Origin of the sequence: Mesorhizobium sp. M1006, from assembly GCF_040318825.1 — a bacterium.
Taxonomy (GTDB): Bacteria; Pseudomonadota; Alphaproteobacteria; order Rhizobiales; family Rhizobiaceae; genus Mesorhizobium.
Genome location: NZ_JAMYMZ010000025.1, coordinates 55,603 through 76,715, shown reverse-complemented (window position 1 = coordinate 76,715; position 21,113 = coordinate 55,603). Strand labels below are relative to the sequence as shown.

Sequence of the window (21,113 nt, the reverse complement as noted above, 5' to 3'; positions counted from 1 at the left end):
AGGAGGTCGCGTCGACCTTAATCAAGACGCTTCGGTGCGAGTGGATCCACGGCTTCATCGCCGACTTCTTCAACACTATCGGTGGCGAGCCGACGCTCCACGCGAACGCATGGAATGGCCGGCTTGCTGGGCTAGCCGGACGTTGAATGTGGATCAATTCGGGCTGAAAAGAAGCACAGTTCTGGCTCCATGACGCCGGCAGAGCCGATGGTGCCGCCAGCGCAATTCCTTTCTCTGCCCGTTTCGGACCGACGCTTCTCAGAACGCGAAATCCGCGGACTGAACGACATCGGCTGGGAGCCAGGTTTCATGAACTTGCAAGATCTCGGGCCCCCGGCGGTAGCCGCGATCGCGGATCACCATCGTCGTGACCCGGCCATTGTTCGGTTGATCAGAGTCCTTCGCGTCGCGTTGCCATTCGTGGTAGTTCACGACCGCCAGGTCGGCGCTTTGATGGCTGATCCGGAGGTCGCGTATTTTGATACGGAAGGCCGGATTCGATCCGTAGATGCTCTTCATGTAACCTGCGAAATCATTTTTCCCGAACGCCCTGCCGCCCGGCATGATGGCGACCAGATCGTCGCTGATCCGGTCGAGCGCGTTCTTCTTGAACGTCGCATCGTCGCCAGGGCATCGGCCCGCCACCCAGTCGGTGAAGAATCCGTGGATGTCGTGGATCGTCGCCTCGATTTCCTTCGTTTGAAGGGACATTTTTTCCTCCTGTCTCAAGATGATGCTGGATCAGGCGCTTTACGCCGTGGCTTGCCCCGACCGGACGCTGCTTGAGGACAGCCCGTACCACGCGAGCCACAGGCACATGAGAAGCGAGGAAATCAGCCAGATCGGACCTCCGATGCCGATCCCGAGCTGCTCACCGAGTGTCCACCCGGTTGCCGAAAGGATACCGAACGCCGAGCCGACGATCGCGGCCCATCGGGGCAGTATCCCAACGTTGTCGCGGGCATCGTGATACGCGACAAGCGCTGTCGCCAGGGCTAGCGCCCAGAATCCGTTACCCATGCCGCCGGAAAACGCCCACCAGGTCATGAAGGCGTTGGTGTCACCCCGGTCGGCCGCGACCGCGACCACCGATGCCTCGGCGACTGCGGTGGAGAACGTAGTCAGGGCGCCGAGAGCCATCACCATCCAGGCGGAACTCAGCATCGGCGAACGCCGAACCCGGGGGTTGAGCGCCAGGTTCAGGAACGAAGCGCCGGCGATCAGGAACAGCGCCGCTGCCGCCGTCCAATGGACCGTAGCCCATCGCCCATGGCCCTCGGCGATATTCTGCATCTGAACAGACAAATCCGCGTCCGGTGGCCCGTGAAAGACGAGCGCAGCCGCCAGCAGCAGCGTTCCGGTGGCGAGCCAGACACCGCCCGGCCCGCTCATGCTGTTATTATTCGTTGGCATCGGGAAAACCTCCTGTGGCCTTTACCACGCCATGAGGTTTAGACCCGCGCCACGGTTGCCCGCTTCGGCGTAAGTACCCACGCAGCGAGAAATTTGGCTTGGGTAGGATTACCCAGATACGACCATGCCGATCAGGCCGTGCTCGACCGCATAGGCCGTGGCTGCCGCGCGCGTGCGCACGTTCAGCCGCGTCAGGATATCGCTAACGTGACGGTCTACCGTCCGCTGGCTCAGACCGAGCTCGCGGGCAATTTGAGGAGGTGGCGGCAGGTTACCGATGTGACAGAAGTTCGTTTCGGGCTCAATCGAGCCGTTCATCGCGTCCGCCGCCGAGGACCGGGGGAAGGGTGGATGCTGCCATTCGTCTCGTCGATGGGAACGAGTAGGTAGCGCCAATATCGCGACATTCATGGCGCTTCTCAAAAGCGGCCCTTCGCGCAACGGCTCGAATCGACCCCATTTCTGCCGTTCGGATATCGGCCTCATCATCTCCAAGGCGGACATTCACCCATTATTCGACTAAAAATCTCGTTCCGATCAAAGCCGCCCTACTTCGTTGCAGCGGCTGCGGCTTCCCCCGGCGGCATAATCCGCATCATGAACGTCGACACCGCTTCCCCGGGTTTGAACGGGCCGGGAACCTGGTGGCTGACCGGCTTCACACTTTGGAGGAATGCCGCGATCGCCATGGCGTCATCCGCGGTGAGATGCGCGAAGTCGCGCCAAGGCATGATCGGCGCCAGGATGCGGCCGTCCGGCCGTTCGCCGGTCTGGATCGCGGTGACGATCTGCTCCGGGGTCCAGCTTCCGATACCGGTCTCCCTGTCAGGGGTGATATTACGGGCGACAAAGACACCAAGACCAGGAATCTCGAAGCCCACGTCCGAACCGCCGAGGAAGCGCGACATGTCGGGCTTCCCGAAGAAGTAACCGGATGTGTGACAGTCGCTGCAGCCGGCAATCGTAACCAGATATTCGCCGCGCGCGATCTGTGTGTCATCGGCCATGGCCGCGTAAGATGGCAGGGCAACAATCGACGCTGTCAAGAATGCAAGATGAACTGGTGTCCGAAACATTGCTTCCTCCCTGTGATCTGTTCGTGTTTGTCCGTCGACCTCCCGCGCCGTCAACCGGTCGCAATTCCCCGATTTTAACCACGTCGAGGACGCTGAATTCTAGCATGGCCAGCACGTAGTAACCATCAGCGATCAATTGGATGGTCGGCACTTGTCGCGACCCGTTGAGCGCAGCTGTGACGGAGCTTGCTCAGCCGACGCACACGCCTTCTTTTGGCGCGATCGAGCCACGCACGTTGATGGATCGACTTCGTCGCCTGAAATGCCTTGACGGTCGGACCGGGTCGAACTCGGTCGTTCAGAGTGATTGGGTTTGATCCTGAAACGTCAGCCGCAGGCGACCGGATTCTTCAGCCGCCACACCGCATCATGCGCCGCCTCGGCCGGCCGCGCGCGCCTGTCAACCTGAGCAGTCCCACCTGTCAGCCGCATCAGTGCACCCACCGCGAACCACGCGGAACCGTCAAATCCCCATAGCGCCGGAACCACGCCCTCCATCCCGCGGGTTCTTTCCCTGGAGGCTTTCGGACGCCGGCCCTCGCGCCAAGCCAACACCTGTTGGCCGGCATCCGTAACCCTAAACAATAGCCGACATTTGCCGCACGCCTTCAGCTTTGACATCGGCGCTATCTTCAATTGCTGCCGGGGTGGCGGTGTAACCTTCAACGTGAGTCATCATGACCTCCCTGATGTTGATAGGACGCCGCTGGCCTCTTGGGGTGCTCACGCGCTGAAGCTCGCGCTGCGAGCTTTCGACACGCTGTTCTCGGCTCGCGCGAGCCCCAACCCGAACCACAACGTCCACAGGGCCATTACAAAAGACGACGCAACCCAGACGAGGCTGCCCAGCCCGATGCCGAACCACATGCCCAGCGGCCATCCGACGAAGGCACCAAGCCCGGCCACGACTCCGACCAGTGACGCCCAGGTCGGCGTTACCTGTTGCCGGCTCAGCGTCTCATTGCCGGCGATCACGGCAACCGCCAGGCAGAGGAACATGAAGCCGTTGGCCTTGCCCTCGGCGAAGGCCCACCAGACCGCGAATCGCGCCATGTCGTTGGCGGCGACGGCATCGGCGACGGTGGTGGCCTCGGCCACGGCGGTTGTCATCGTCCAGAGCGCGCCGACGGCCACCACCGCCCAGGCGGATAGGGTCCACCAGCGTTCGGTCAGTCGAGAGCCGGCGGTCAGCACGATCAGGCTCGCGACGACGAACAGCGAAAGTGCTGCCGCGGCGGCCCAATGCACGACCACCCACAGGGTGACGCCACTGGCGATGGCCTGCATTTGCTGGGCGAGGTCGGGATTAATCGGCCCGTGACCGATCAGGACGAAACCCAAGAGTACAGAAGCGATCGCAAGCCAGGCGCCCGCGACCCGCATTCCGGTATCGGCATGCGACATCGCTACTTCCCTTCATTGTGGCCGGATGTTCGCAGCGCGATCACTGCGTCCGTCTCGCGATCTGTGGGCGAGCTGCGCCGTGGCGCCGCGCATCCATGGCCGATCGATTTCGAGTGCAAGCTAGCGCGGAAGGGAGGGCGGCGCTTCGGGCGAACCACCCAATGGGCGCCGATGACGGCATGGGTGATTCGACCCATGCCAGACCTGCTCAAACCAGGCGGTGCTCGTAGGCCCAGGCGGTGGCGGCAGCGCGCGTGGGGACGTCAAGCTTGTTGAAAATATTGCTGACGTGCCTGTCCACTGTCTTCCCGCTCAAATCCAGTTCGTTGGCGATTTGCTTGTTGGTTTTGCCGGCAGCGACCAGGCGGAGAACTTGCAGTTCACGGGCAGAGAGGCCGCGGGCTCCGTCTGATCGCATGCCAAGCAGGATATCGACACGAGAAAGGTCCGGCATGGCACCGAGCTGCCGGAACACTGTCCGGGCTGCCTGCAACTCCAGTTCCGCACCATCGTTGTCACCGAGGGCGCGGCAAGCCTGGCCTATCATGACGCCTACGCGCGCTGCTTCGTATGGCGCTTCGACTTGCTGCCACCCCTCGAGTGCCTGGCGCAGCCAAGTCAATGCAGCCTGCGCTTCGCCTTCTGCCAGTTCCACCGCTCCCCGCGCGTGAGCGGCAAGGGCGCGCAGCGGTTCGGTTCCGTAGCTTTCTCCAACGTCCGCCAGTTCGTGGCAGGCACGCCGTGCTTCCTCGATGTCATCAGCCGCCAGCATGATCTCGACGTAAGCAGGCAGCAGCCGAATGCGCTTCAGTTGGTCGGTCGTCGCGCCCATGACGCGCCGGATTGCGGCCGCAGCCGCATCGATGTGCCTTTCGGCCAACCGCAACAGGGCAAGGCCCGGCTGCGGTTCGAAGCCATGTTGGCTTGCACTCCGATATGCCTGCTCGGCCACGTCAAAGTCTCCGCGAAGGCGGTATACTTCCGCCAGCTGGTACCATGCTCCAGCCGTATCTCTCCGATTGTTCGACTGCGTCAAACGCTCCACGGCCTGCTGCGCTTCGTCGATCGCGTCCTGCCATGCGCCGCTGAGCCGCTTGATCTCGGCGCGATGCATCAGGCAGGTGCCGCTGAAACTGATCAGCTGGGGCTGTTCGGCGCACCATCGCCCCAGGGCGGAGGTCCATTCGCGTGCGCGGCCCAGAGCATGGACTTGCTGACACGCTTCGATCACGCTGCAGTAGATCAAGCCGGTAAGCAGCGGAGACAATTCGCCGGCCGTGACCGAAACCATCGCCTCGTCGAGGAGCGCGAAACCTTCCGCGGTTCGCCGCTGGCGCAACAGAACACGGCCCTGCAAATGCCGTGCACAGGCCACCAGATCCACGTCCGCAAAGCGCTCGCCAATCTCGACTGCGCCGCTCGCCGCAGCGTAGGCCGCTTCAAGGTTGCCCGAAGCAAGATGCTGTTCGACGTGGGGCAGCATCAGGTAACCCTGTTCGGCACAATCATGTGGCTCGCGTTCGAGCAGCCGATGCGCCCGTCCAAACCAGCCGGCCGCCTGAGCCATCTCCCCACGAAAGACAAGGCGCAGGCCAAGCCAGAAGGCGCAGCGGGCGGCCCGATGGCACTCGCCCGCGTCCAGATATGCATGATGGGTTCGCTCCAGGGCCCGCAGGTACTCCTCGTCGCGCCCGGTCAAATAGGCCGACATCGCCAGCCGTTCGAGATCGTCCACTGCGAGCGGAGCCGCTTCGCCGGCACGCCAGAAGAACCGATAGGCGTCGTCCCACGCCCTTTCCTCGTAAGCCTCACGACCGAGCACGAGCTGGTCCGCCTCCTGCAAGGAGCCGCTGTTGAATTGCTGTCGATCTGACCTGCCCATCCGCATTGGTTCCTAGCCATCAATGGCTGCTTTGGAGCCAAGGTGCAGTATAGCATGCTCGAACGCGAATGACCGGAATGCACTTAAAGCGCTCTGAACGGGGAATGTCCCTGACGACTGAAACGGGTCGAACTCGGTCGTTCAGAGTGATCGGGTTTTGACCTAAAACGTCAGCCGGAGGCGACCAGCGGCTTCAGCCGAACGTCCCCAAAGGTTCGGTTCGGATCTCGACCCACTGGCAGCGCCGGCTCTCGTGGTAGAAGGACCGGAAGGGCGATGGGAACGCAGGGTCCGCGAAGGCACCCACCGGGATGGCGGTCAGACCGGGCTGGGGTGTCGATCCGGTAGTGGACGGTGGTGCCGCAATCCGGGCAGAAGCTGTAGATGACGCGGCCACCCTCCTCGCCGGCGCGCGAGAATTCCGCTGCCCGCCCCTCGATCGATACGTCATTCTCGGCAAACCGCGTATTGAAGCTGAAGGCACTGCCGGTGCGCCGCTTGCAGGCCAGGCAATGGCAGACGGAGACGCGCACCGGCTCGCCCGAACAAATGGCCGATAGCTGACCGCAGGAACATTCGGCGCGACGCGTGACCATGGCTGCTAGACTCCTGAAATGACCTCACTGCGCATCCGCGTGGGTGCTCAATTCGGCCCGCTTCTCATCCGAGACGACGGCGAGATCGAGGACCTTCTGCAATTCGGCAGCATGCCGGAACGACGGTTCGGCCTGGACGCCGCTGCGCACCGCATCGACGAAGCGCTGGTAGTTGGTCTGCACCGTTCCGGCGTCCAGAACTTGCCATTTGGCGTTCTCGACATCCTCGCCGATGCAGGCTTTCAGCTCCGAGCCGGTCAGATTGTGCACGACTTCGATGCCACCCTTGTCGCCGTAGATGCGCAGTCGGAGCTCGTTGAGATGGCCCGTCGCCCAGCGGCTGGCATGGACGACGCCGAAAGCGCCATTGCTGAAATCGAGCGCCATGGTGAAACTGTCATTGGCGTCGAGCTCGTACTCCCCGATCCGGTTGCCAGGCGCCTTGTCGAAGGACCGCAGGCGGCAGAACACATGGTCGATGTCGAGCGCCGCGCCATAGCTGGCGAAATCGAGGATGTGGATGCCGACGTCGCCCAGCACGCCATTGGAGCCGTGGCCGCGCGACAGCCGCCACAGCCATTTCGGATCGGTGCGCCAGTCGCCCCAGAACTTGGATATCAGCCAGCTCTGCAGATAGGACGCCTCGACATGCCTGACCGTGCCGATCTCGCCGGCCAGCACCATGGCGCGCGCTCTCTGCAGCGGCGCGACATTGCGATAGGTCAGGTTGACCATGTTGATGATGCCGGCCCGCTCGGCCGCATCGGCCATTTCACTGGCCCTCTGGTAATTTTCAGCGAGCGGCTTTTCGCACAGCACCGGCTTGCCCGTCGCGATCAGCGTCATGGTGGTCGGATGGTGGATGCGATCGGGCGTCACGTTCGCCACCGCGTCGAACTTGCCCCATGCCAGCGCCTCGTCCAGCGACGCGAAGCGGTTGGGGATACCGTAGATGTCCGAAAACTTGTCGACGCGCGTACGGTCGAGATCGACGGCGCCGATCAGTTCGACGCCCTCGATCTTGCCGAACTGCCTGGCATGCTCCTCCGCCATCCAGCCGGTGCCGAGTATCAACAGACGCATGATTCGTATCCTTAGGACAGGGCTTTATCTTCTTGTTCGATCATGGATTTGTCGTCTAGCGGAAGCCGGTTTCGCCAGCGGAATGAAGCTTTCCGCCGCGCTCGACGATCGGCTCGAGCGCCTTTTCCACCGGCACGTTCGGCGCATCGAGGATGGCTGGATTGGAGCCTTGGGGATTGTGCGCCCATCTCACCGCATTGCGCAGCACCTTGTGGACGTTGGCGTCGTGATAGGTCGGATAGGTCTCGTGGCCGGGCCTGAAATAGAAGATGTTACCGGCGCCGCGGCGATAGGTCAGCCCCGACCGGAACACTTCGCCGCCCTGGAACCAGGAGATGAACACGGTCTCGAGCGGCTCCGGCACGGCGAACTGCTCGCCATACATCTCCTCGTTCTCGAGCTCGAAATACTCGCCGATCCCGGCAGCGATCGGGTGGTCGGGGCTGGTCACCCAGAGCCGTTCGCGCTCGCCCGCCTCGCGCCATTTCAGCGTGCAGGGAGTGCCCATCAGCTTCTTGAATACCTTCGAGAAATGGCCGGAATGGAGAACGATCAGCCCCATGCCTTCCCAGACGCGGCGCGCCACGCGCTCGACCACTTCGTCGGCGACGGCGCCATGGTCCTTGTGTCCCCACCACAGCAAGACGTCGGTCTCGGCCAGACGGTCGGCCGGCAGCCCATGCTCCGGCTGCTCCAGCGTTGCCCAGGACACTGATATTTCCGGGTCGAGCTTCAGTGCATTGGCGATCGTCGCATGCATGCCCTCAGGATAGATGCCCGCGACCACTTCGTTGGTCCGCTCATGAATATTCTCGCCCCAGACGACAGCGCGTATTGTCATGATGTCCTCGTGATTGTTTGAAGCCGGAGCCGCCCCACCGGCCACTCATACTGTCCCTGGACGGGATTGAAAACCTTCGAGATTGGCCAAACCTCCCCAGCTTCGTCATCCCAGGGCGGAGCAGGCGCGAAGCGGCGTCGCGAAGACCCTGGGATGACGAAGCCATGAAGGGCTGCCGCGAGCGACCTAAGCCCCTCGCCCCTCTTGGGCGACGCGTGTCAGCGGCTTCGACAGGCGCGGCACCACGACGAGGCGCTTGATCTTGCCCTTCTTGTAGGCGGCGAGGAAGCGGGCATAGTCCTTGAAGACGACACAGCCATTCGATTCGGCGCGGCCGCCGCGCAGCATGTAGGTGTGGGCGAGCAGGCCGTCGCGGCCATATTTGTTGCTGCCGCTGGCCGGCGTCAGACGGATGGCCTCAACGCCGTGGAAGCGCGATTCCCGCATCGTCAGATTGTAGGTGTCCGGCGGCGTCGGGCCGACATTCTTCTTGTGGACGTAGCGTGGCTGGTCGACCATCGCGCCCAGTCCCGAATGTGCCTCCAGCCGCGAGCCGTCGGGCATATAGACGGTCTTGGCCGAGATGTCGTAGACGGCGACGCCGGTACCCATGTTGGGCGTGGTGAACAGGTTCCTGAAGGCTCCGCCGAGTCCGCCGGAAGGCATGTCGGGCTTGGCATAGGCCAGCATGTCGCCGCCCTGCGTCTTCGAACGTTTGCCCGGCTTGCCCGATACACCCGGCACTGCCGCTTGTGACGAATTGCGAGGCGACAGGCTGCCGGGTTGCGTCTCGACCGGCGGAGCGTCGGCCGTCTGCACCTTGCTCGCCTTGGCGGTCCTGGAGGCCTGCGCCTTGGGCGGCTCCGTTTTCGATGCCTGATCCTTTTGCGCCTGATCTTTTCGCGCCTGGTCTTTTGGCGCCTGATCTCTTGACGCTTGAGCCCGCGGCGCCTCGGCCAGCTTATCGATGTCCGCCCGCGGACGCAGCGTCGGCAGCGGAATGCTGTCGGGCATGTCGTCTTGCGGCGGCAGCGAGGCCAGTTGGACCTCAGGTTCTTGCGGCTCTTGCGAAGCCGCGGGCTCGCTTGCCGCGACGGCTGCCGGGAGCACGTCGATCATCTGCTCCGGCAATGTATTCGCCAGCGCCAGCGCAAGGCGCGACGAGCGTTCGATCTCCGCCACCGCGGGCCCGAAGCGCACTGACGCCGGGCCGTTCGGGTCGGGTATGCGTACCGGCTCGGCGAACCGGGCGTCGGCCGGCAGGCTGGCGAGCATGACGGGAGAGCCGGCTGAGGCACGGGCAAAGGCGGCGGCAAGCTTTTGCGGCGACAGCGCGGCCTTGGCAACCACGTCGTCGAAGCTCGATTGCCGCGACGCATCAGCGACAAGCGGCACGGTGTTGCGCTTGAGGCGGGCCGATTTTCCCTGGTGGACGAAGTTCGACGCCGACTGCAGGCAGTTGGCATCGCATCCGTGCTGCAGCAGCTTGGCCGACAGCGCCGCGTTTGCTGCGGCCCATGTCGGGGCCTGCGCCTTTGCAAGGCTGCGGCGAGGATCGGCGAGCGCGATGGTGCGCGGCGCGAGCAGGCTTTGCGGGAGACCGTTGGAAGCGGCGCTGAGCGAGGTTCCCACTGAATAAAGGCCGGCCAAGGTCGCCACCGACCATAAAGCAATGGCTGCGCCGACGGCCGGAACCGCGACCCAGCGCAGGCCGGGCCTCATCGAAGTCAATCCAGTTGCAGGACTGTCACCCCGGGTTTTCGCACTTACAAACGCCATTCAACCACTCTCAATCGGCCGATGCCGGCTAGCGGATTTCGCAGCCGTGACATTCACAGTTCGCCTGGTGCCCCCAGCACGCTTTGCGTCTGTTGCCGATTGATTCAAAAGATGGACAAAGTTGGTTAACCAATCCCTCTACCGACCGCCGATTGGGCGACGGTCACACCGAAAAACGCCCTCCAAAACCTGCATAGTTGGCAAAACTGCCCTCCAATGATGACTTTGCTGCCCGTTTTTGTCGGCCGAGTCAAGAAAGCGAAATGACTAGACCTTGCTGGGCGGAGTCGGCCATGGCTGCCAAAGTGAAGCCGGGCCGACGGGAATCGCGCGGCCGGTAGCCGCCGCCATCAAGCCCCGGCGATCGGTCAAACCGGCGATTATCGACCTGGCACTTGTCGACCTGCCACTCGGGCGAATGAACGTTAACCTCTGAGAATTCGGGATAGCGGCAAGATGTTTGCCGCACAGCAGCTGAATGTCGCGAAGTGCCGGAGCGGGATATCCAACACCTAGGCCACAGCCACCACTATGTGAGCCTGGATTTTGGCAGCAACCTCGCCGCTGCCATGCCTGTCAGCAATCGCGGCTGCGGCGTAGTCGGTTGCAGCGTCCAGTTTTCCCGCCTCTCTGGTCTCGATTTCATTGCGAAGGAGAGTGCCCTGGCAATATGCAACGGCCGGAACGCGGGGCGAGGAGGCACGGCTTTGTTCGGCTCTCGTCTCGATCACCACACCGGAAAAACCTGCGTCCTCCAGCTCGCTACGGATCAGTGCCGTATCGTGGTAGCCATGCGGCGTGCGTGCCAGAAAGCGCGGTGGATCGTTCGGAAAAATCCTCGCCAGGGCATTCGTCACATCGTCCGCAAATACATTCTCTTCGATGCGATCCCATACGCTGAATAGAAAATGTCCTCCGGGCTTCAGGACTCGCCGCGCTTCGCGATAGGCAGATGAGCGGTTGGGAAAGAACATCGCACCGAACTGACAACAAACGAGATCGAAGGCCGCATTTTCGAACGGTAGCGCCAGAGCATCAGCCTGACGCCATTTGATGCGATCGTCGGGAGCTTGCCGCGAAGCGGCGTAGTCGAGCATCGGCTGGTTGAGGTCGGTTACGACATAGCTTGCACCGGGCGACAGTTTTGGCGCCAATGCGCGGGTGACAACCCCGGTGCCCGCGGCGGTTTCCAAAACGGCGCTTGGCGACAAGGACGCTGCCCGTCGTGCAAGATCTGCGGCGAACGGCTCGAAAATCAACGGCACCATATAGCGGTCGTAGTTTTCCGGAATTGAGCCGGCGAATACCTTGTCCGTTTCCAACATTGCTATCCCCCGCCGTCCGTTTGATGGCTCGTCAGCATAGCATGGAATTGTTTGCTATTCGGTCGCATTCGACCGGGAGGCGGTTCGCTCCCGGAAGCTCCGAAACGCCGTGCTGCAATTATCTGCATATGTGTTAATATATTGTGGTCATGCGCATTGGTGCGTGGCCAAACATAAAATGGGAGGACGCGATGAAAACCATGAATCGCAGGTCCGCGATTGCTCTCGGCGTGACGGCGGCAGCGGTAACGCCTTTGTTCACGCTGGCGGCGGCGGCAAAGGTGAAGAAATACGGCCCGAAGGAAGGCAAGGAGATTGCACCCGGCGTCAGATTGGTCGAGGTCGGCACCGGCAATTCCGATATCCCCGCCTACAAGAGCATCTCAATTGTCGATATAGTCTTTCAGCCCGGAGCAGCCGCCCCTCAAATGGTGATGGACAACGACATGGTCTGCACCATTGCCGCCGGTGAATTCACGATCAAGAAGGCCGACAAGGAATTCAAGCTCAAGGAAGGTGACGTATATACCTGCTCCAAGGGCAAGACCGACGCGGCGGCCAACACCAGCAAGGTGGTCGGCATCCACCGCATCGCCGTCTTGATACCTGCCTAGCGCATACCGACGAAATCGGCCCGCGTCCTCTTCGGAGGCGCGGGCCTTTTGATGACGTGCGTGGCCTTGTGCGGTTCATCGTTTCACCGCTTCAACCCGGTCGACTTCGTCCAAGTGTGGTGAGGCTCATGCTGTTCATGGTTTTTCCTCCCGTTTTTTGCTTATGGGCGGTTCTCCCTCCGACCGCTTTGAAAGGGTGCGATTATATTAGAGATCGCGCAAGTTTCTGGCTGACTGCTGGCCGGTATAGGGGCCTGCATTGGCGGATTGGCAATGCGGCAGCGCGCTGAGCGTTTTGGAGTTCACGAAACGGCCCGGTGCTCTTCCCGAGCTGCCTCCCAGACCTCGCGCGCCGCATCTGCATTCAGTGCCGCGATTCCCAGGCCGACGATCAAATCCGGCCACGCCGAGCGCCACAGGAAGGCCGTCACCAATCCGGCCAGTATGATCGCAATATTGGCGACCGCATCGTTGCGGGCCGAGAGGAATGCCGCCCTGGTAAGACTGCCGCTGTGATGGCGGTAGCGCGCCAGCATGTAGGCGCACGACAGATTGACCGCCAGAGCGCCTAATCCCGCCAGCGTCAGCGCCGTTGGCTGCGGCGGCACCGGCATGTTGAACTTTTCCCACGCGGTCCACAGCGTCGCCAGGCCCGGCACCAGCAGGATAAGCGCCAGCGCCATGCCGACCCGCGAGCGGGCACGCAGCGACCATCCCATGGCGAGCAGTATGAGGAGATTGACCGAGGCATCTTCCAGAAAATCGACGCTGTCGGCGAACAGCGACACCGAGCCGATCGCCAGCGCGACAGCGAATTCAATGCCGAAATAACCCAGGTTCAGCAGTGCGACGACAAGCACCACCCGGCGAAGGCCGTCCGACGCAATGGCTTGCTGCATGGTCTGTCCTAACACGATGCCGTTGTCGCTCTTACCAGCTGCTCTTCCAACGCAACAGCCGCATGGCATTGGCCGTCACCAACACCGTCGCCCCGGTGTCCGCGAGAATGGCGGGCCAGAGGCCGGTGATGCCGGCGATCGTCGTCACCAGGAACACTGCCTTCAGGCCCAACGCAATGGTGACGTTCTGCTTGATGTTGGCCATGGTTGCTTGGGACAGCCTGATCATGGCCGCAACGTCGCCGACGCGTCCATGCAGCACCGCTGCGTCAGCCGTTTCAAGAGCCACATCGGTGCCGCCGCCCATGGCAATGCCGACATCGGCCGCGGCAAGTGCCGGCGCATCGTTGATGCCGTCGCCGACCTTGGCTACCCTAAGCCCCTGCCCCTTCAACTCGCCGAGGATGCGCTGCTTGTCCTCAGGGAGCAGTTCGGCGCGCACCTCGATGCCGAGCTGTTTGCCGATGGCAGCCGCCGTGCGCTTATTGTCGCCGGTTAGCATGACTGTCCTGATGCCTGCATTGGTCAGCGCCTTTAGACCGGCGAAAGCATCCGGCCGGGGTTCGTCGCGCATGGCAATGAAGCCGGCCAGCGCGTTGTCTACAAGCAGCACCGCCACTGACTTGCCTTCATCGTTCAATGCCACGATGCGTGCCGCCTGGTCTGCTGGCAGCAGGTTTATCTCGCCCGCCGCGACTGGCGAGCCCAGAAACAGGTTCTTGCCGCCGACACGACCGATAACCCCTTTACCGCCGATCGCTTTGGCTTCGGCGGCAGGCGGCACGGGAATGTTGCCGGCTTTGGCCCTTTGGAGGATGGCCAAAGCGAGGGGATGGCTCGAGCCGATCTCAAGCGCTGCCGCGAGCGAAAGGATGTCGCGTTCACTGGCACCCACCGCAACGACATCGGTGACCTGTGGCTTGCCGAGCGTCAGCGTGCCGGTCTTGTCGAGCGCCACGGCGTTGATGGTCGCGAGCCCTTCCAGCACCGCCCCACCTTTCATCAGCAGGCCGCGCCGGGCTCCGGCCGAAAGCGACGCCGCGATCGCCGCCGGAACTGAAATGACCAGCGCGCACGGGCAGCCGATGAGCAGCAGCGCCAGCCCCTTGTATATCCATTCGTTCCAATCGCCGCCCAAGAGCAGCGGCGGTGTGGCGGCCACGAACGCCACGACGGCGACAACGCCGGGCATGTACCAGCGCGAAAAGCGATCGATGAAGCGCTCGGTCGGCGCCTTGTTTTCCTGCGCCTCCTCGACCAGCTTGATCACGCGTGCAATCGTGTTGTCTGCGGCGGTCGCCGTCACCTTGACGCGCAGCACGCCGTCGCCGTTGATAGTGCCGGCAAAGACCGTGTCGCCGACGTCCTTGCGCACCGGCACGCTTTCACCGGAGACGGGTGATTCATCGATGGCGCTCCCGCCTTGGGTGATCTCGCCGTCAGCCGGAATCCGGTCGCCCGGCCGCACGAGGATGATGGCGCCCACAGCCAGGCTTTCTGCCGGCACCTCGCGGGTCTGGCCGCCTTTCTCGACGAACGCGGTTTTGGGAACGAGGACCGTGAGCGCTTGAATACTGGACCGTGCCTTGCCGGCCGCAACCCCTTCGAGCAACTCGCCGATGAGGAACAAGAAGACCACCGTCGCCGCTTCCTCGCCGGCACCGATGATGACGGCCCCGGCCGCCGCCACAGTCATCAGCATTTCGATTGTGAACGGAATGCCTGCCGCTGCGGCCATGGCCGCTCGGCGCGCGATCGGAGCCAGGCCGAGCAGCATTGCGGCGATGAAGGCCCACGGGCCGGTTGCGGGCCAGGCGTAATCAATCGCGAAAGCCACGGCCAAGGCGACCCCGCTGGCGATGGCCAGGCGGCCCTTGGCGCTGTCCCACCATAGCTCCGACGCCGGCGCATCATCGTTGTCATGTAACCCCGCTACGGTCTCGTCGTGATTGCGCCTTCCGTCGGCATGGTTGTCGGCGGATTGATCGGACGCCGGCGTCCCAGACTTGGAGGTCAGCGGAGCGACGGCGTAGCCGAGGCCGGTGACCTTCCTCTCGATCGCGCCGAGATTGCTTTCGGGAGTATGAGTGACCGTCAGAGTGCCCGCCGAAACGGATACGTTGATGTCCTGAACACCAGGCATCCGCCGCACGGCCGTATCGATTTTGCTGGCGCAACCGGCGCAATCGATGCCTTCCACGCGGTAGCGGGTCTGTTGTTTGGTCGCAGCCATGGTGAACCTCTTGTATCTTCGAGCGCGACGCTACATTCTCTAGCGACTAGAGGAGCAAGCGAAATGTCAACAGGTATGACCATCGGTGAAGCGGCCCGACACAGCGGCGTGAAGGTTCCAACCATTCGCTACTATGAGCAGATCGAGTTGCTTCCTGCCGCTGCCCGCAGCGAAGCCAATCGCCGGCAGTATGAAGCGGCAGACTTGCGCCGGCTCGCCTTCATCAGGCACGCGCGCGAGTTGGGGTTCGGGATCGAAGCCATCAGGGCGCTGCTGACGCTGCAGGATAATCCCAGCCAGCCTTGTGCGACCGCCGACGCCATTGCCAAGGCGCGTCTGGCCGACGTGGTTCAGCGGATACGCAGCCTTACAGCGTTGAAAGCCGAGCTGGAGCATATGGTCGAAGGCTGCCGGCACCGAAAAATCTGCGAATGCCGTGTCATCGAGGTGCTGGCGGATCACGATAAATGCGAGCATGCCCGGCACTGATTGGCTCCCCTTGGTCGCTATGTCACAGCATTGGCACTTGCAAAAACCGTACTTTGCGGTCAGCCTGAGCAGATGTTGGCTCGGCTGTCGCCAAAACACATGCTTGTCACGCTGCTCGCGGTCTTCCTGACCGTGGGGCTCAGCCTGTCCGGTGCACAGGCCAGCATCATGTCGGCAACGATGACGGCCGGCATGGCTGCCGGCGATGGCATGACCATGCCTGCGGGGCCCGGCATGGGCAAGATGGCCGATGCCGCCATGAAGGGTGACTGCAAGGGGTGCCTCAAGGGTGCCGGCGGTGACGGCAAGGGGATATACTGCCCGCCGACCTGCATTGCGCCGGCGCTTGCATTGCTGCCGCAGAAGCTCGAGATGACGACGACCCCGCTGCCGTCGCAAATATCGCCGCTGCCGGCGCCGTTCCTGCACGGGCGAAGTTCCCTGCCCGACCCATACCCTCCAAGACCCAGCGCTCTCGTCTGACGCCGTTTCAGCCGTCCCACGGCTGATGTCCGGCGTCCGGTCGCCCGCTCGCGTTGATGCGCGACGGGCGCGGACAGCAATCAGTCGACGCTCGCCGTCGATCGAGATCGCAAGGAACGTAAGGGTGAATAGCAATTCCAGTCTTTTCCTGTCGCGCCGCGGGTTCCTGCTTGCGGCGGCGGGCGTCGCCGTCTCGACGTCGATGCGCCCGGCGCGAGCAGCCGCAGTTGATGAGCGCCGTATCAAGGTCGCGCCAGCCCATGCCCGGTTAATCGACGCAGGTGGTCCGCAAACCACGGTATGGGCCTATGACGGCACAATTCCCGGCCCGACCCTGCGCCTGCGGCAAGGCCAGCCGGTCCGCATCACTGTCGAGAACGGTCTCGACGAGGATACGACCGTCCACTGGCACGGCATTCGCCTGGCAAACGCCATGGACGGCGTGCCGGGCCTGACCCAGAAGCCGATCGGGCCGGGGCAAAGTTTCGTCTATGAGTTCACACTGCCGGACGCCGGCACCTTCTGGTACCATCCGCACGCCGACAGCCTGGTCCAGCTCGGCCGAGGCCTTGCCGGCGCACTGGTCGTTGAGGAGGTCGAGCCGGTCGCCGTCGACCGTGACATTCTGTGGCTGCTGCAGGACTGGCGGCTTGCGGCCAATGGGCAGATCGCCGGCGGCTTCGGCAGCGCCATGGATGCGTCGATGTCGGGCCGCGTCGGCAATGTCGTCACCGTCAACGGCACGGGGCCAGGCGATCGGAGCGTGAAGGCCGGCGAGCGCGTCAGGCTGCGGCTCGCCAATGCCTCGCTTGCCCGCATGATGGCGCTGCGCTTCGAAGGCCACCGTCCGGTCGTCGTCGCCATCGACGGCCAGCCCTGCGATCCGCATGAACCGGAGGGCGGTCGCCTGGTGCTGGCGCCCGCCATGCGCATCGACATCGTGCTCGACATGCAGGGCCACCCCGGCAGCCGCCACGCGGTGATCGACGATTTCTACGACGGCCTCGCCTATACGCTGACCACGCTGGCCTATGACGCAGCGCCGCCGATCAGGGCGCATCCGCTCGACGCGCCAGCCGGCCTGCCGCGCAACCCTCTGCCCCAGCCCGACCTCGCTGGCGCCGAGCGCCAGGAAATCGTGCTGCAGGGCGGCATGATGGGCGGCGGCAAGCTCAAGGGCGTCGGCGGCATGATGGGCATGGGGATGATGGGCATGAACGGCGGTGCGGCCTGGGCGATCAACGGCATGTCGATGACCGGCGACGGCCATGCCGGCATGGCGCCGCAGTTCACGCTGAAACGCGGTGTGACCTGCCATCTCACCATGCGCAACGAAACCGCCTGGTGGCACCCGATGCATGTCCACGGCTTCAGCCTGTCGGTCATCTCGCGCAACGGTTCGCCGGTGCCGCACCGCCAATGGCAGGACACGGTGCTGCTCGCCCCCAAGGATGTGATCGAATGCGCCTTCGTCGCCGACAATCCCGGGGACTGGATGCTGCACTGCCATGTCGCCGACCACCAGATGGCGGGTCTGATGACCGTCTTCCGCGTGACCTGATTTTTCGCCACCCAATCACCCAAGGAGAACTGCAAATGAAACTGCCCTACTCAATCGCCGCTCTCGCGGTCGCAATCGCAATGCCGATGCCTGCATTCGCCGCAACGATCCAGGCGGTGATGTACAAGAACCCGAGCTGCAGCTGCTGCGAGACCTACGCCGCCTATCTCGAACAGAACGGCTTCAAGGTCGAGCTCAAGCCGACCAACGACCTCAGCCAGATAAGCGCTGGGCTCGGCGTTCCCGCGCAATTGCAAGGCTGCCATTCGGTGGTGATCGGCGACTACGTGGTCGACGGCTTCGTGCCGGTCGACTTGGTCAAGAAGATGCTGACGGAACAGCCCCAAATCACCGGCATCGCCATGGCCGGCATGCCGATGGGCTCGCCGGGAATGGGCGGCGAGAAGACCGAGACCTGGAAGATCTACGCCTTCACCAAGGACGGCAAGGCGCCGACCGTCTACGCGACGCAGTGACGGCCGGCGATGAATTTCTGGAACCCGAGGAGACTGCCATGAAACTGACCTACTCGCTTGCGGCCTTCGCCGTCGCGATCGCCATGCCCCTTCCGGCCGTCGCCGCGACGATCGAAGCGGTGATGTACAAGAACCCGCAATGCAGCTGCTGTGAATCCTATGCTAACTATTTGGAGCACAATGGCTTCAAGGTCGAGATCAAGCCGGTCAACAACCTCTCGCAGATTAGCGGCGATGCCGGCGTGCCGGCCGACCTGCAAGGCTGCCATACGCTGATGGTCGACGGCTATGTCGTCGACGGCCTAGTGCCGGTCGAGATCGTCAAGAAGCTTTTGACCGAAAGGCCAGCAATCACAGGCCTCACGCTGGCCGGCATGCCGACGGGCGCGCCCGGCATGGGCGGCGAGAAAGACGGGACCTGGACGATCTATGCTTTCACCAAGGACGGCAAGGCGCCGACCGTCTACGCGACGGAGTGAAAGGCACCGCGATGTTGACCGACATTTCCGATTGTCCGGCCAGAACCTGGCTTGCGATGACCTTCCTGTCCGTTGCCGGTTTCCTCGTGCTGCTGGTTCTGGTGCTCGCCGTCGCAGCACTCGCAAGATACGTGCTGACGGGTCGTCGGACCACAATCGGCCGGGTGCATCATGACCAGCGGTGACGTTCAATCCGATGCGGGACCGGCAGCCATTCGGCGCGCCTTGCTTCGACGATTACTGGTCGTCCTGCCCGTGATGATTTTCGTCGGGCTGGCCGTGTTGCTCGCCTGGGGGCTCACGCGCAATGCGTCCGACATTCCATCGGTGCTGATCGGCAAGCCGGTGCCCCAATTCAGCCTGCCGCCGGTCCAGGGCCGCACGTTTGGTTTGTCGAGCGGTGACCTGCGGGGCGACGTTTCGCTGGTCAACGTCTTCGCATCCTGGTGCTTGGCCTGCCGCGAGGAACATCCTGTGTTCATACAACTGGCGGCGAGCAAGACGGTGCCGCTGCATGGGCTCAACTACAAGGACAGGCCCGATGACGCCGCACAATGGCTCGACACGATGGGCGATCCTTATACGCGTACCGGCGCGGATCTGAACGGCCGCGTCTCCATCGATTGGGGCGTCTACGGCATACCGGAAACCTTTGTCGTGAGTGCCGACGGCCGCATTGTCTACAAGCACATTGGCGCGGTGACGGACGAGGCCCTTGAGAAAACGATCATGCCGCTCGTCGAGCGCCTGAGGGCCGAGGCGAAGGAGCGGCAACCGTGAAGATGCTCGCTCTCGCGCTCTTCGGCGCCTTGCTCGCGGTGGCGCAGCCCGCATCGGCCGTCGAGCCGCCGCAGGACTTCGCCGTTCATGAGGCTCCCGTCCCCGTGCCGGAAATCAGCTTGAGGACGCCGACGGTCAACCGAAAACGCTTGCGGATTTCCACGGCAAGGTCCTGCTGCTCAACATCTGGGCGACATGGTGCGCTCCCTGCCGCAAGGAAATGCCGACGCTCGACCGGTTGCAAGCCAAGCTCGGCGGACCGGACTTCGAGGTCATCGCGCTGTCGATGGATCGCGGCGGTCCGGACATCGTGAAAAAGTTCTTCGCCGAGATCGGCGTCGAGCATCTCGCCCTCAACATCGACACAACGGGCAAGGCGATGTTCACGCTCGGCGCCCTCGGCCTTCCCATGACATTGCTGATCGACCGCGAGGGCAAGGAAATCGGCCGGCTGATCGGCCCAGCCGAATGGGATTCACCCGAAATGATGGCGTTCATCCGCAGCCATTTCGGGGCCAACTGAGAAAGGAAAAGACATGACCACAACAGAATCGCCCGAAACCTCGCAGGCTTCGCTTGGCCGCAGCATTCTTCACGCCATCCGCCACTATCTCGGTGACCGGCGCGGACTAATCGCTGCCGGCACGGTCATTGCCGTCGCCGGCCTCGCCTTCAACTGGACATGGCTGGTCGCCGCGGGCATTGCGCCACTGCTGCTCAGCGTCCTGCCTTGCGTGGCCATGTGCGCGCTCGGCCTGTGCATGAACCGGATGACAGGCCGCACCTGCCAAACGGAAAACGCTGCCCCAAAAGCGGATGGGGAAGGCACCACGAAAGGCAGCGGTTGATGCCTATCCAGACCCAAAACGAGCGGCAAGCGCTCTCGCCGACTTTGGGCACGCGCTTGCTGTGCGGCCTGATCGCACTGGCGGCGCTGATCCTCGGCCTTTTTCACGGCGCGCAGGCGCATTCGCTCGATGAAGTCGACGCCATGCTCAAGGGCGACGAGAAGTATTTCCAGCCGATTGATAAGCCGATACCCGATTTCACCCTGCGCACCGCTGAGGGGCGTATCGTGCGGCCGACCGAGTTGCATGGCAAGGTCGTCGTCCTCCACTTCGTCTACACGTCGTGCACGGACGTATGCCCGCTCCACGCCGAGAAGATCGCCGAGATCCAGGCGATGGTGAACGCCACGCCGATGAAGGACCAGGTCACCTTCGTGACTATCACCACTGACCCGACGCGGGACACGCCGGACGTGCTGCGCAGCTACGGGCCGGCGCACGGGCTCGATCCGGTCAATTGGTTGTTCCTGACCACGACACCCGATCAGCCGGAGGACGCGACCCGCAAGCTGGCGGAAGCCTTCGGCCACAGATTCAGCAAGACAGATGACGGCATTCAGGCGCATGGCATCGTCACTCATGTCATCGACAAGGAAGGCCGGTGGCGCGCCAATTTTCACGGCCTGGATTTCGCGCCGGTCAATCTTGTCACCTTCGTCAACGCGCTCACCAACGGCGTCGAGCGTCCGCACCATGAACAGGAAACGGGTGGGGAGCCGGACGAAGGCTGGCTGGCAAAATTGAAGAACTTCTTTTGACGCGCAATTTCGCCGGCGGCATGCCGACCGGGCGCCTCGACGGAGAACAAGGAGAGATGCATATGACGATCAGCGTAAAACAGGCAAACCGATA

Annotated in this window: 25 protein-coding genes; 11 read left to right on the top strand and 14 right to left on the bottom strand. The window is 63.1% G+C overall.

Annotated features, from left to right (window positions below; translation table 11 throughout):
* Positions 1-258: 258 nt before the first annotated feature.
* From NKH60_RS22310 to NKH60_RS22255, 12 genes are all read right to left on the bottom strand, one after another.
* On the bottom strand, positions 259-711 hold the full coding sequence (locus NKH60_RS22310) for a nuclear transport factor 2 family protein (protein ID WP_352832014.1): 453 nt from the start codon (positions 709-711) through the stop codon (positions 259-261).
* Positions 712-750: 39 nt separating this feature from the next.
* On the bottom strand, positions 751-1,413 hold the full coding sequence (locus NKH60_RS22305) for a hypothetical protein (protein WP_352832016.1): 663 nt from the start codon (positions 1,411-1,413) through the stop codon (positions 751-753).
* A 108-nt stretch (positions 1,414-1,521) separates the two neighbouring features.
* Positions 1,522-1,731: a LuxR C-terminal-related transcriptional regulator gene (locus NKH60_RS22300; RefSeq protein WP_352541235.1), complete on the bottom strand. Its 210-nt coding sequence runs from the start codon at positions 1,729-1,731 to the stop codon at positions 1,522-1,524.
* A gap of 230 nt (positions 1,732-1,961) precedes the next feature.
* Positions 1,962-2,489 carry a c-type cytochrome gene (locus tag NKH60_RS22295; protein ID WP_502893757.1) on the bottom strand — a complete coding sequence of 176 codons (528 nt, stop codon included), beginning with the start codon at positions 2,487-2,489 and terminating at the stop codon, positions 1,962-1,964.
* Positions 2,490-2,816: 327 nt separating this feature from the next.
* Positions 2,817-2,987 (bottom strand): hypothetical protein, encoded by a 171-nt coding sequence (locus NKH60_RS22290; protein ID WP_352501300.1) that lies wholly within the window; start codon positions 2,985-2,987, stop codon positions 2,817-2,819.
* A gap of 225 nt (positions 2,988-3,212) precedes the next feature.
* Entirely contained in the window at positions 3,213-3,893 is a 681-nt protein-coding gene (locus tag NKH60_RS22285; protein WP_352501301.1) for a hypothetical protein, read from the bottom strand.
* Positions 3,894-4,101: 208 nt separating this feature from the next.
* Positions 4,102-5,775, bottom strand: coding sequence for a LuxR C-terminal-related transcriptional regulator (locus tag NKH60_RS22280; protein WP_352873336.1), 1,674 nt, complete (start codon positions 5,773-5,775; stop codon positions 4,102-4,104).
* 170 nt (positions 5,776-5,945) lie between these two features.
* The gene (locus tag NKH60_RS22275) at positions 5,946-6,371 is read right to left on the bottom strand and encodes a GFA family protein (RefSeq protein WP_352873334.1); all 426 of its coding nucleotides are present in this window, start codon (positions 6,369-6,371) and stop codon (positions 5,946-5,948) included.
* 24 nt (positions 6,372-6,395) lie between these two features.
* Positions 6,396-7,454: a Gfo/Idh/MocA family protein gene (locus NKH60_RS22270; RefSeq protein ID WP_352501304.1), complete on the bottom strand. Its 1,059-nt coding sequence runs from the start codon at positions 7,452-7,454 to the stop codon at positions 6,396-6,398.
* 55 nt (positions 7,455-7,509) lie between these two features.
* Positions 7,510-8,295, bottom strand: a complete 786-nt coding sequence (locus tag NKH60_RS22265) for a ThuA domain-containing protein (protein WP_352832024.1) — start codon at positions 8,293-8,295, stop codon at positions 7,510-7,512.
* 186 nt (positions 8,296-8,481) lie between these two features.
* On the bottom strand, positions 8,482-10,017 hold the full coding sequence (locus NKH60_RS22260) for a DUF2778 domain-containing protein (RefSeq protein ID WP_352832026.1): 1,536 nt from the start codon (positions 10,015-10,017) through the stop codon (positions 8,482-8,484).
* A 569-nt stretch (positions 10,018-10,586) separates the two neighbouring features.
* Positions 10,587-11,399, bottom strand: a complete 813-nt coding sequence (locus tag NKH60_RS22255; protein WP_352832029.1) for a class I SAM-dependent methyltransferase — start codon at positions 11,397-11,399, stop codon at positions 10,587-10,589.
* Positions 11,400-11,590: 191 nt separating this feature from the next.
* Here NKH60_RS22255 and NKH60_RS22250 point away from each other — a divergent pair, with 191 nt between their 5' ends.
* Complete coding sequence (locus NKH60_RS22250) at positions 11,591-12,013, top strand: hypothetical protein (RefSeq protein WP_352817350.1); 423 nt, start codon at positions 11,591-11,593, stop codon at positions 12,011-12,013.
* Between the two features lie 302 nt (positions 12,014-12,315).
* On the opposite strand, the gene NKH60_RS22245 is transcribed toward NKH60_RS22250, so the two are convergent.
* Together NKH60_RS22245 and NKH60_RS22240 are read right to left on the bottom strand one after the other, a co-directional pair.
* Positions 12,316-12,912 carry a cation efflux transmembrane domain-containing protein gene (locus NKH60_RS22245; protein ID WP_352452320.1) on the bottom strand — a complete coding sequence of 199 codons (597 nt, stop codon included), beginning with the start codon at positions 12,910-12,912 and terminating at the stop codon, positions 12,316-12,318.
* A gap of 31 nt (positions 12,913-12,943) precedes the next feature.
* Positions 12,944-15,145: a heavy metal translocating P-type ATPase gene (locus NKH60_RS22240; RefSeq protein ID WP_352832032.1), complete on the bottom strand. Its 2,202-nt coding sequence runs from the start codon at positions 15,143-15,145 to the stop codon at positions 12,944-12,946.
* Between the two features lie 75 nt (positions 15,146-15,220).
* Here NKH60_RS22240 and NKH60_RS22235 point away from each other — a divergent pair, with 75 nt between their 5' ends.
* From NKH60_RS22235 to NKH60_RS22190, 10 genes are all read left to right on the top strand, one after another.
* Positions 15,221-15,634 (top strand): MerR family transcriptional regulator, encoded by a 414-nt coding sequence (locus tag NKH60_RS22235; RefSeq protein WP_502907761.1) that lies wholly within the window; start codon positions 15,221-15,223, stop codon positions 15,632-15,634.
* 99 nt (positions 15,635-15,733) lie between these two features.
* The gene (locus NKH60_RS22230; protein WP_352832036.1) at positions 15,734-16,117 is read left to right on the top strand and encodes a hypothetical protein; all 384 of its coding nucleotides are present in this window, start codon (positions 15,734-15,736) and stop codon (positions 16,115-16,117) included.
* Positions 16,118-16,241: 124 nt separating this feature from the next.
* Positions 16,242-17,678 (top strand): multicopper oxidase family protein, encoded by a 1,437-nt coding sequence (locus tag NKH60_RS22225; protein WP_352873328.1) that lies wholly within the window; start codon positions 16,242-16,244, stop codon positions 17,676-17,678.
* 35 nt (positions 17,679-17,713) lie between these two features.
* Positions 17,714-18,154, top strand: coding sequence for a DUF411 domain-containing protein (locus tag NKH60_RS22220; RefSeq protein WP_352473267.1), 441 nt, complete (start codon positions 17,714-17,716; stop codon positions 18,152-18,154).
* A 38-nt stretch (positions 18,155-18,192) separates the two neighbouring features.
* Positions 18,193-18,633: a DUF411 domain-containing protein gene (locus NKH60_RS22215; protein ID WP_352873326.1), complete on the top strand. Its 441-nt coding sequence runs from the start codon at positions 18,193-18,195 to the stop codon at positions 18,631-18,633.
* 11 nt (positions 18,634-18,644) lie between these two features.
* On the top strand, positions 18,645-18,818 hold the full coding sequence (locus tag NKH60_RS22210) for a hypothetical protein (RefSeq protein ID WP_352473265.1): 174 nt from the start codon (positions 18,645-18,647) through the stop codon (positions 18,816-18,818).
* Positions 18,805-19,413 carry a DsbE family thiol:disulfide interchange protein gene (locus NKH60_RS22205; protein ID WP_352473263.1) on the top strand — a complete coding sequence of 203 codons (609 nt, stop codon included), beginning with the start codon at positions 18,805-18,807 and terminating at the stop codon, positions 19,411-19,413. The genes NKH60_RS22210 and NKH60_RS22205 overlap by 14 nt, the downstream gene beginning before the upstream one ends.
* A gap of 172 nt (positions 19,414-19,585) precedes the next feature.
* Positions 19,586-19,936, top strand: a complete 351-nt coding sequence (locus NKH60_RS22200) for a TlpA disulfide reductase family protein (protein ID WP_352873343.1) — start codon at positions 19,586-19,588, stop codon at positions 19,934-19,936.
* A 13-nt stretch (positions 19,937-19,949) separates the two neighbouring features.
* Positions 19,950-20,261, top strand: a complete 312-nt coding sequence (locus NKH60_RS22195) for a hypothetical protein (RefSeq protein WP_352473262.1) — start codon at positions 19,950-19,952, stop codon at positions 20,259-20,261.
* On the top strand, positions 20,261-21,019 hold the full coding sequence (locus tag NKH60_RS22190; RefSeq protein WP_352744064.1) for an SCO family protein: 759 nt from the start codon (positions 20,261-20,263) through the stop codon (positions 21,017-21,019). Before NKH60_RS22195 ends, NKH60_RS22190 begins: the two co-directional genes overlap by 1 nt.
* The last annotated feature ends 94 nt before the right edge of the window (positions 21,020-21,113 follow it).

What these genes read in the sequence shown, in the direction of transcription:
- NKH60_RS22310 (WP_352832014.1), bottom strand. Translation starts at nt 711, where the DNA reads ATGTCCCTTCAAACGAAGGAAATCGAGGCGACGATCCACGACATCCAC.
- NKH60_RS22305 (WP_352832016.1), bottom strand. Translation starts at nt 1,413, where the DNA reads ATGCCAACGAATAATAACAGCATGAGCGGGCCGGGCGGTGTCTGGCTC.
- NKH60_RS22300 (WP_352541235.1), bottom strand. Translation starts at nt 1,731, where the DNA reads ATGAACGGCTCGATTGAGCCCGAAACGAACTTCTGTCACATCGGTAAC.
- NKH60_RS22295 (WP_502893757.1), bottom strand. Translation starts at nt 2,489, where the DNA reads ATGTTTCGGACACCAGTTCATCTTGCATTCTTGACAGCGTCGATTGTT.
- NKH60_RS22290 (WP_352501300.1), bottom strand. Translation starts at nt 2,987, where the DNA reads ATGGAGGGCGTGGTTCCGGCGCTATGGGGATTTGACGGTTCCGCGTGG.
- NKH60_RS22285 (WP_352501301.1), bottom strand. Translation starts at nt 3,893, where the DNA reads ATGTCGCATGCCGATACCGGAATGCGGGTCGCGGGCGCCTGGCTTGCG.
- NKH60_RS22280 (WP_352873336.1), bottom strand. Translation starts at nt 5,775, where the DNA reads ATGGGCAGGTCAGATCGACAGCAATTCAACAGCGGCTCCTTGCAGGAG.
- NKH60_RS22275 (WP_352873334.1), bottom strand. Translation starts at nt 6,371, where the DNA reads ATGGTCACGCGTCGCGCCGAATGTTCCTGCGGTCAGCTATCGGCCATT.
- NKH60_RS22270 (WP_352501304.1), bottom strand. Translation starts at nt 7,454, where the DNA reads ATGCGTCTGTTGATACTCGGCACCGGCTGGATGGCGGAGGAGCATGCC.
- NKH60_RS22265 (WP_352832024.1), bottom strand. Translation starts at nt 8,295, where the DNA reads ATGACAATACGCGCTGTCGTCTGGGGCGAGAATATTCATGAGCGGACC.
- NKH60_RS22260 (WP_352832026.1), bottom strand. Translation starts at nt 10,017, where the DNA reads ATGAGGCCCGGCCTGCGCTGGGTCGCGGTTCCGGCCGTCGGCGCAGCC.
- NKH60_RS22255 (WP_352832029.1), bottom strand. Translation starts at nt 11,399, where the DNA reads ATGTTGGAAACGGACAAGGTATTCGCCGGCTCAATTCCGGAAAACTAC.
- NKH60_RS22250 (WP_352817350.1), top strand. Translation starts at nt 11,591, where the DNA reads ATGAAAACCATGAATCGCAGGTCCGCGATTGCTCTCGGCGTGACGGCG.
- NKH60_RS22245 (WP_352452320.1), bottom strand. Translation starts at nt 12,912, where the DNA reads ATGCAGCAAGCCATTGCGTCGGACGGCCTTCGCCGGGTGGTGCTTGTC.
- NKH60_RS22240 (WP_352832032.1), bottom strand. Translation starts at nt 15,145, where the DNA reads ATGGCTGCGACCAAACAACAGACCCGCTACCGCGTGGAAGGCATCGAT.
- NKH60_RS22235 (WP_502907761.1), top strand. Translation starts at nt 15,221, where the DNA reads ATGACCATCGGTGAAGCGGCCCGACACAGCGGCGTGAAGGTTCCAACC.
- NKH60_RS22230 (WP_352832036.1), top strand. Translation starts at nt 15,734, where the DNA reads ATGCTTGTCACGCTGCTCGCGGTCTTCCTGACCGTGGGGCTCAGCCTG.
- NKH60_RS22220 (WP_352473267.1), top strand. Translation starts at nt 17,714, where the DNA reads ATGAAACTGCCCTACTCAATCGCCGCTCTCGCGGTCGCAATCGCAATG.
- NKH60_RS22215 (WP_352873326.1), top strand. Translation starts at nt 18,193, where the DNA reads ATGAAACTGACCTACTCGCTTGCGGCCTTCGCCGTCGCGATCGCCATG.
- NKH60_RS22210 (WP_352473265.1), top strand. Translation starts at nt 18,645, where the DNA reads ATGTTGACCGACATTTCCGATTGTCCGGCCAGAACCTGGCTTGCGATG.
- NKH60_RS22205 (WP_352473263.1), top strand. Translation starts at nt 18,805, where the DNA reads ATGACCAGCGGTGACGTTCAATCCGATGCGGGACCGGCAGCCATTCGG.
- NKH60_RS22195 (WP_352473262.1), top strand. Translation starts at nt 19,950, where the DNA reads ATGACCACAACAGAATCGCCCGAAACCTCGCAGGCTTCGCTTGGCCGC.
- NKH60_RS22190 (WP_352744064.1), top strand. Translation starts at nt 20,261, where the DNA reads ATGCCTATCCAGACCCAAAACGAGCGGCAAGCGCTCTCGCCGACTTTG.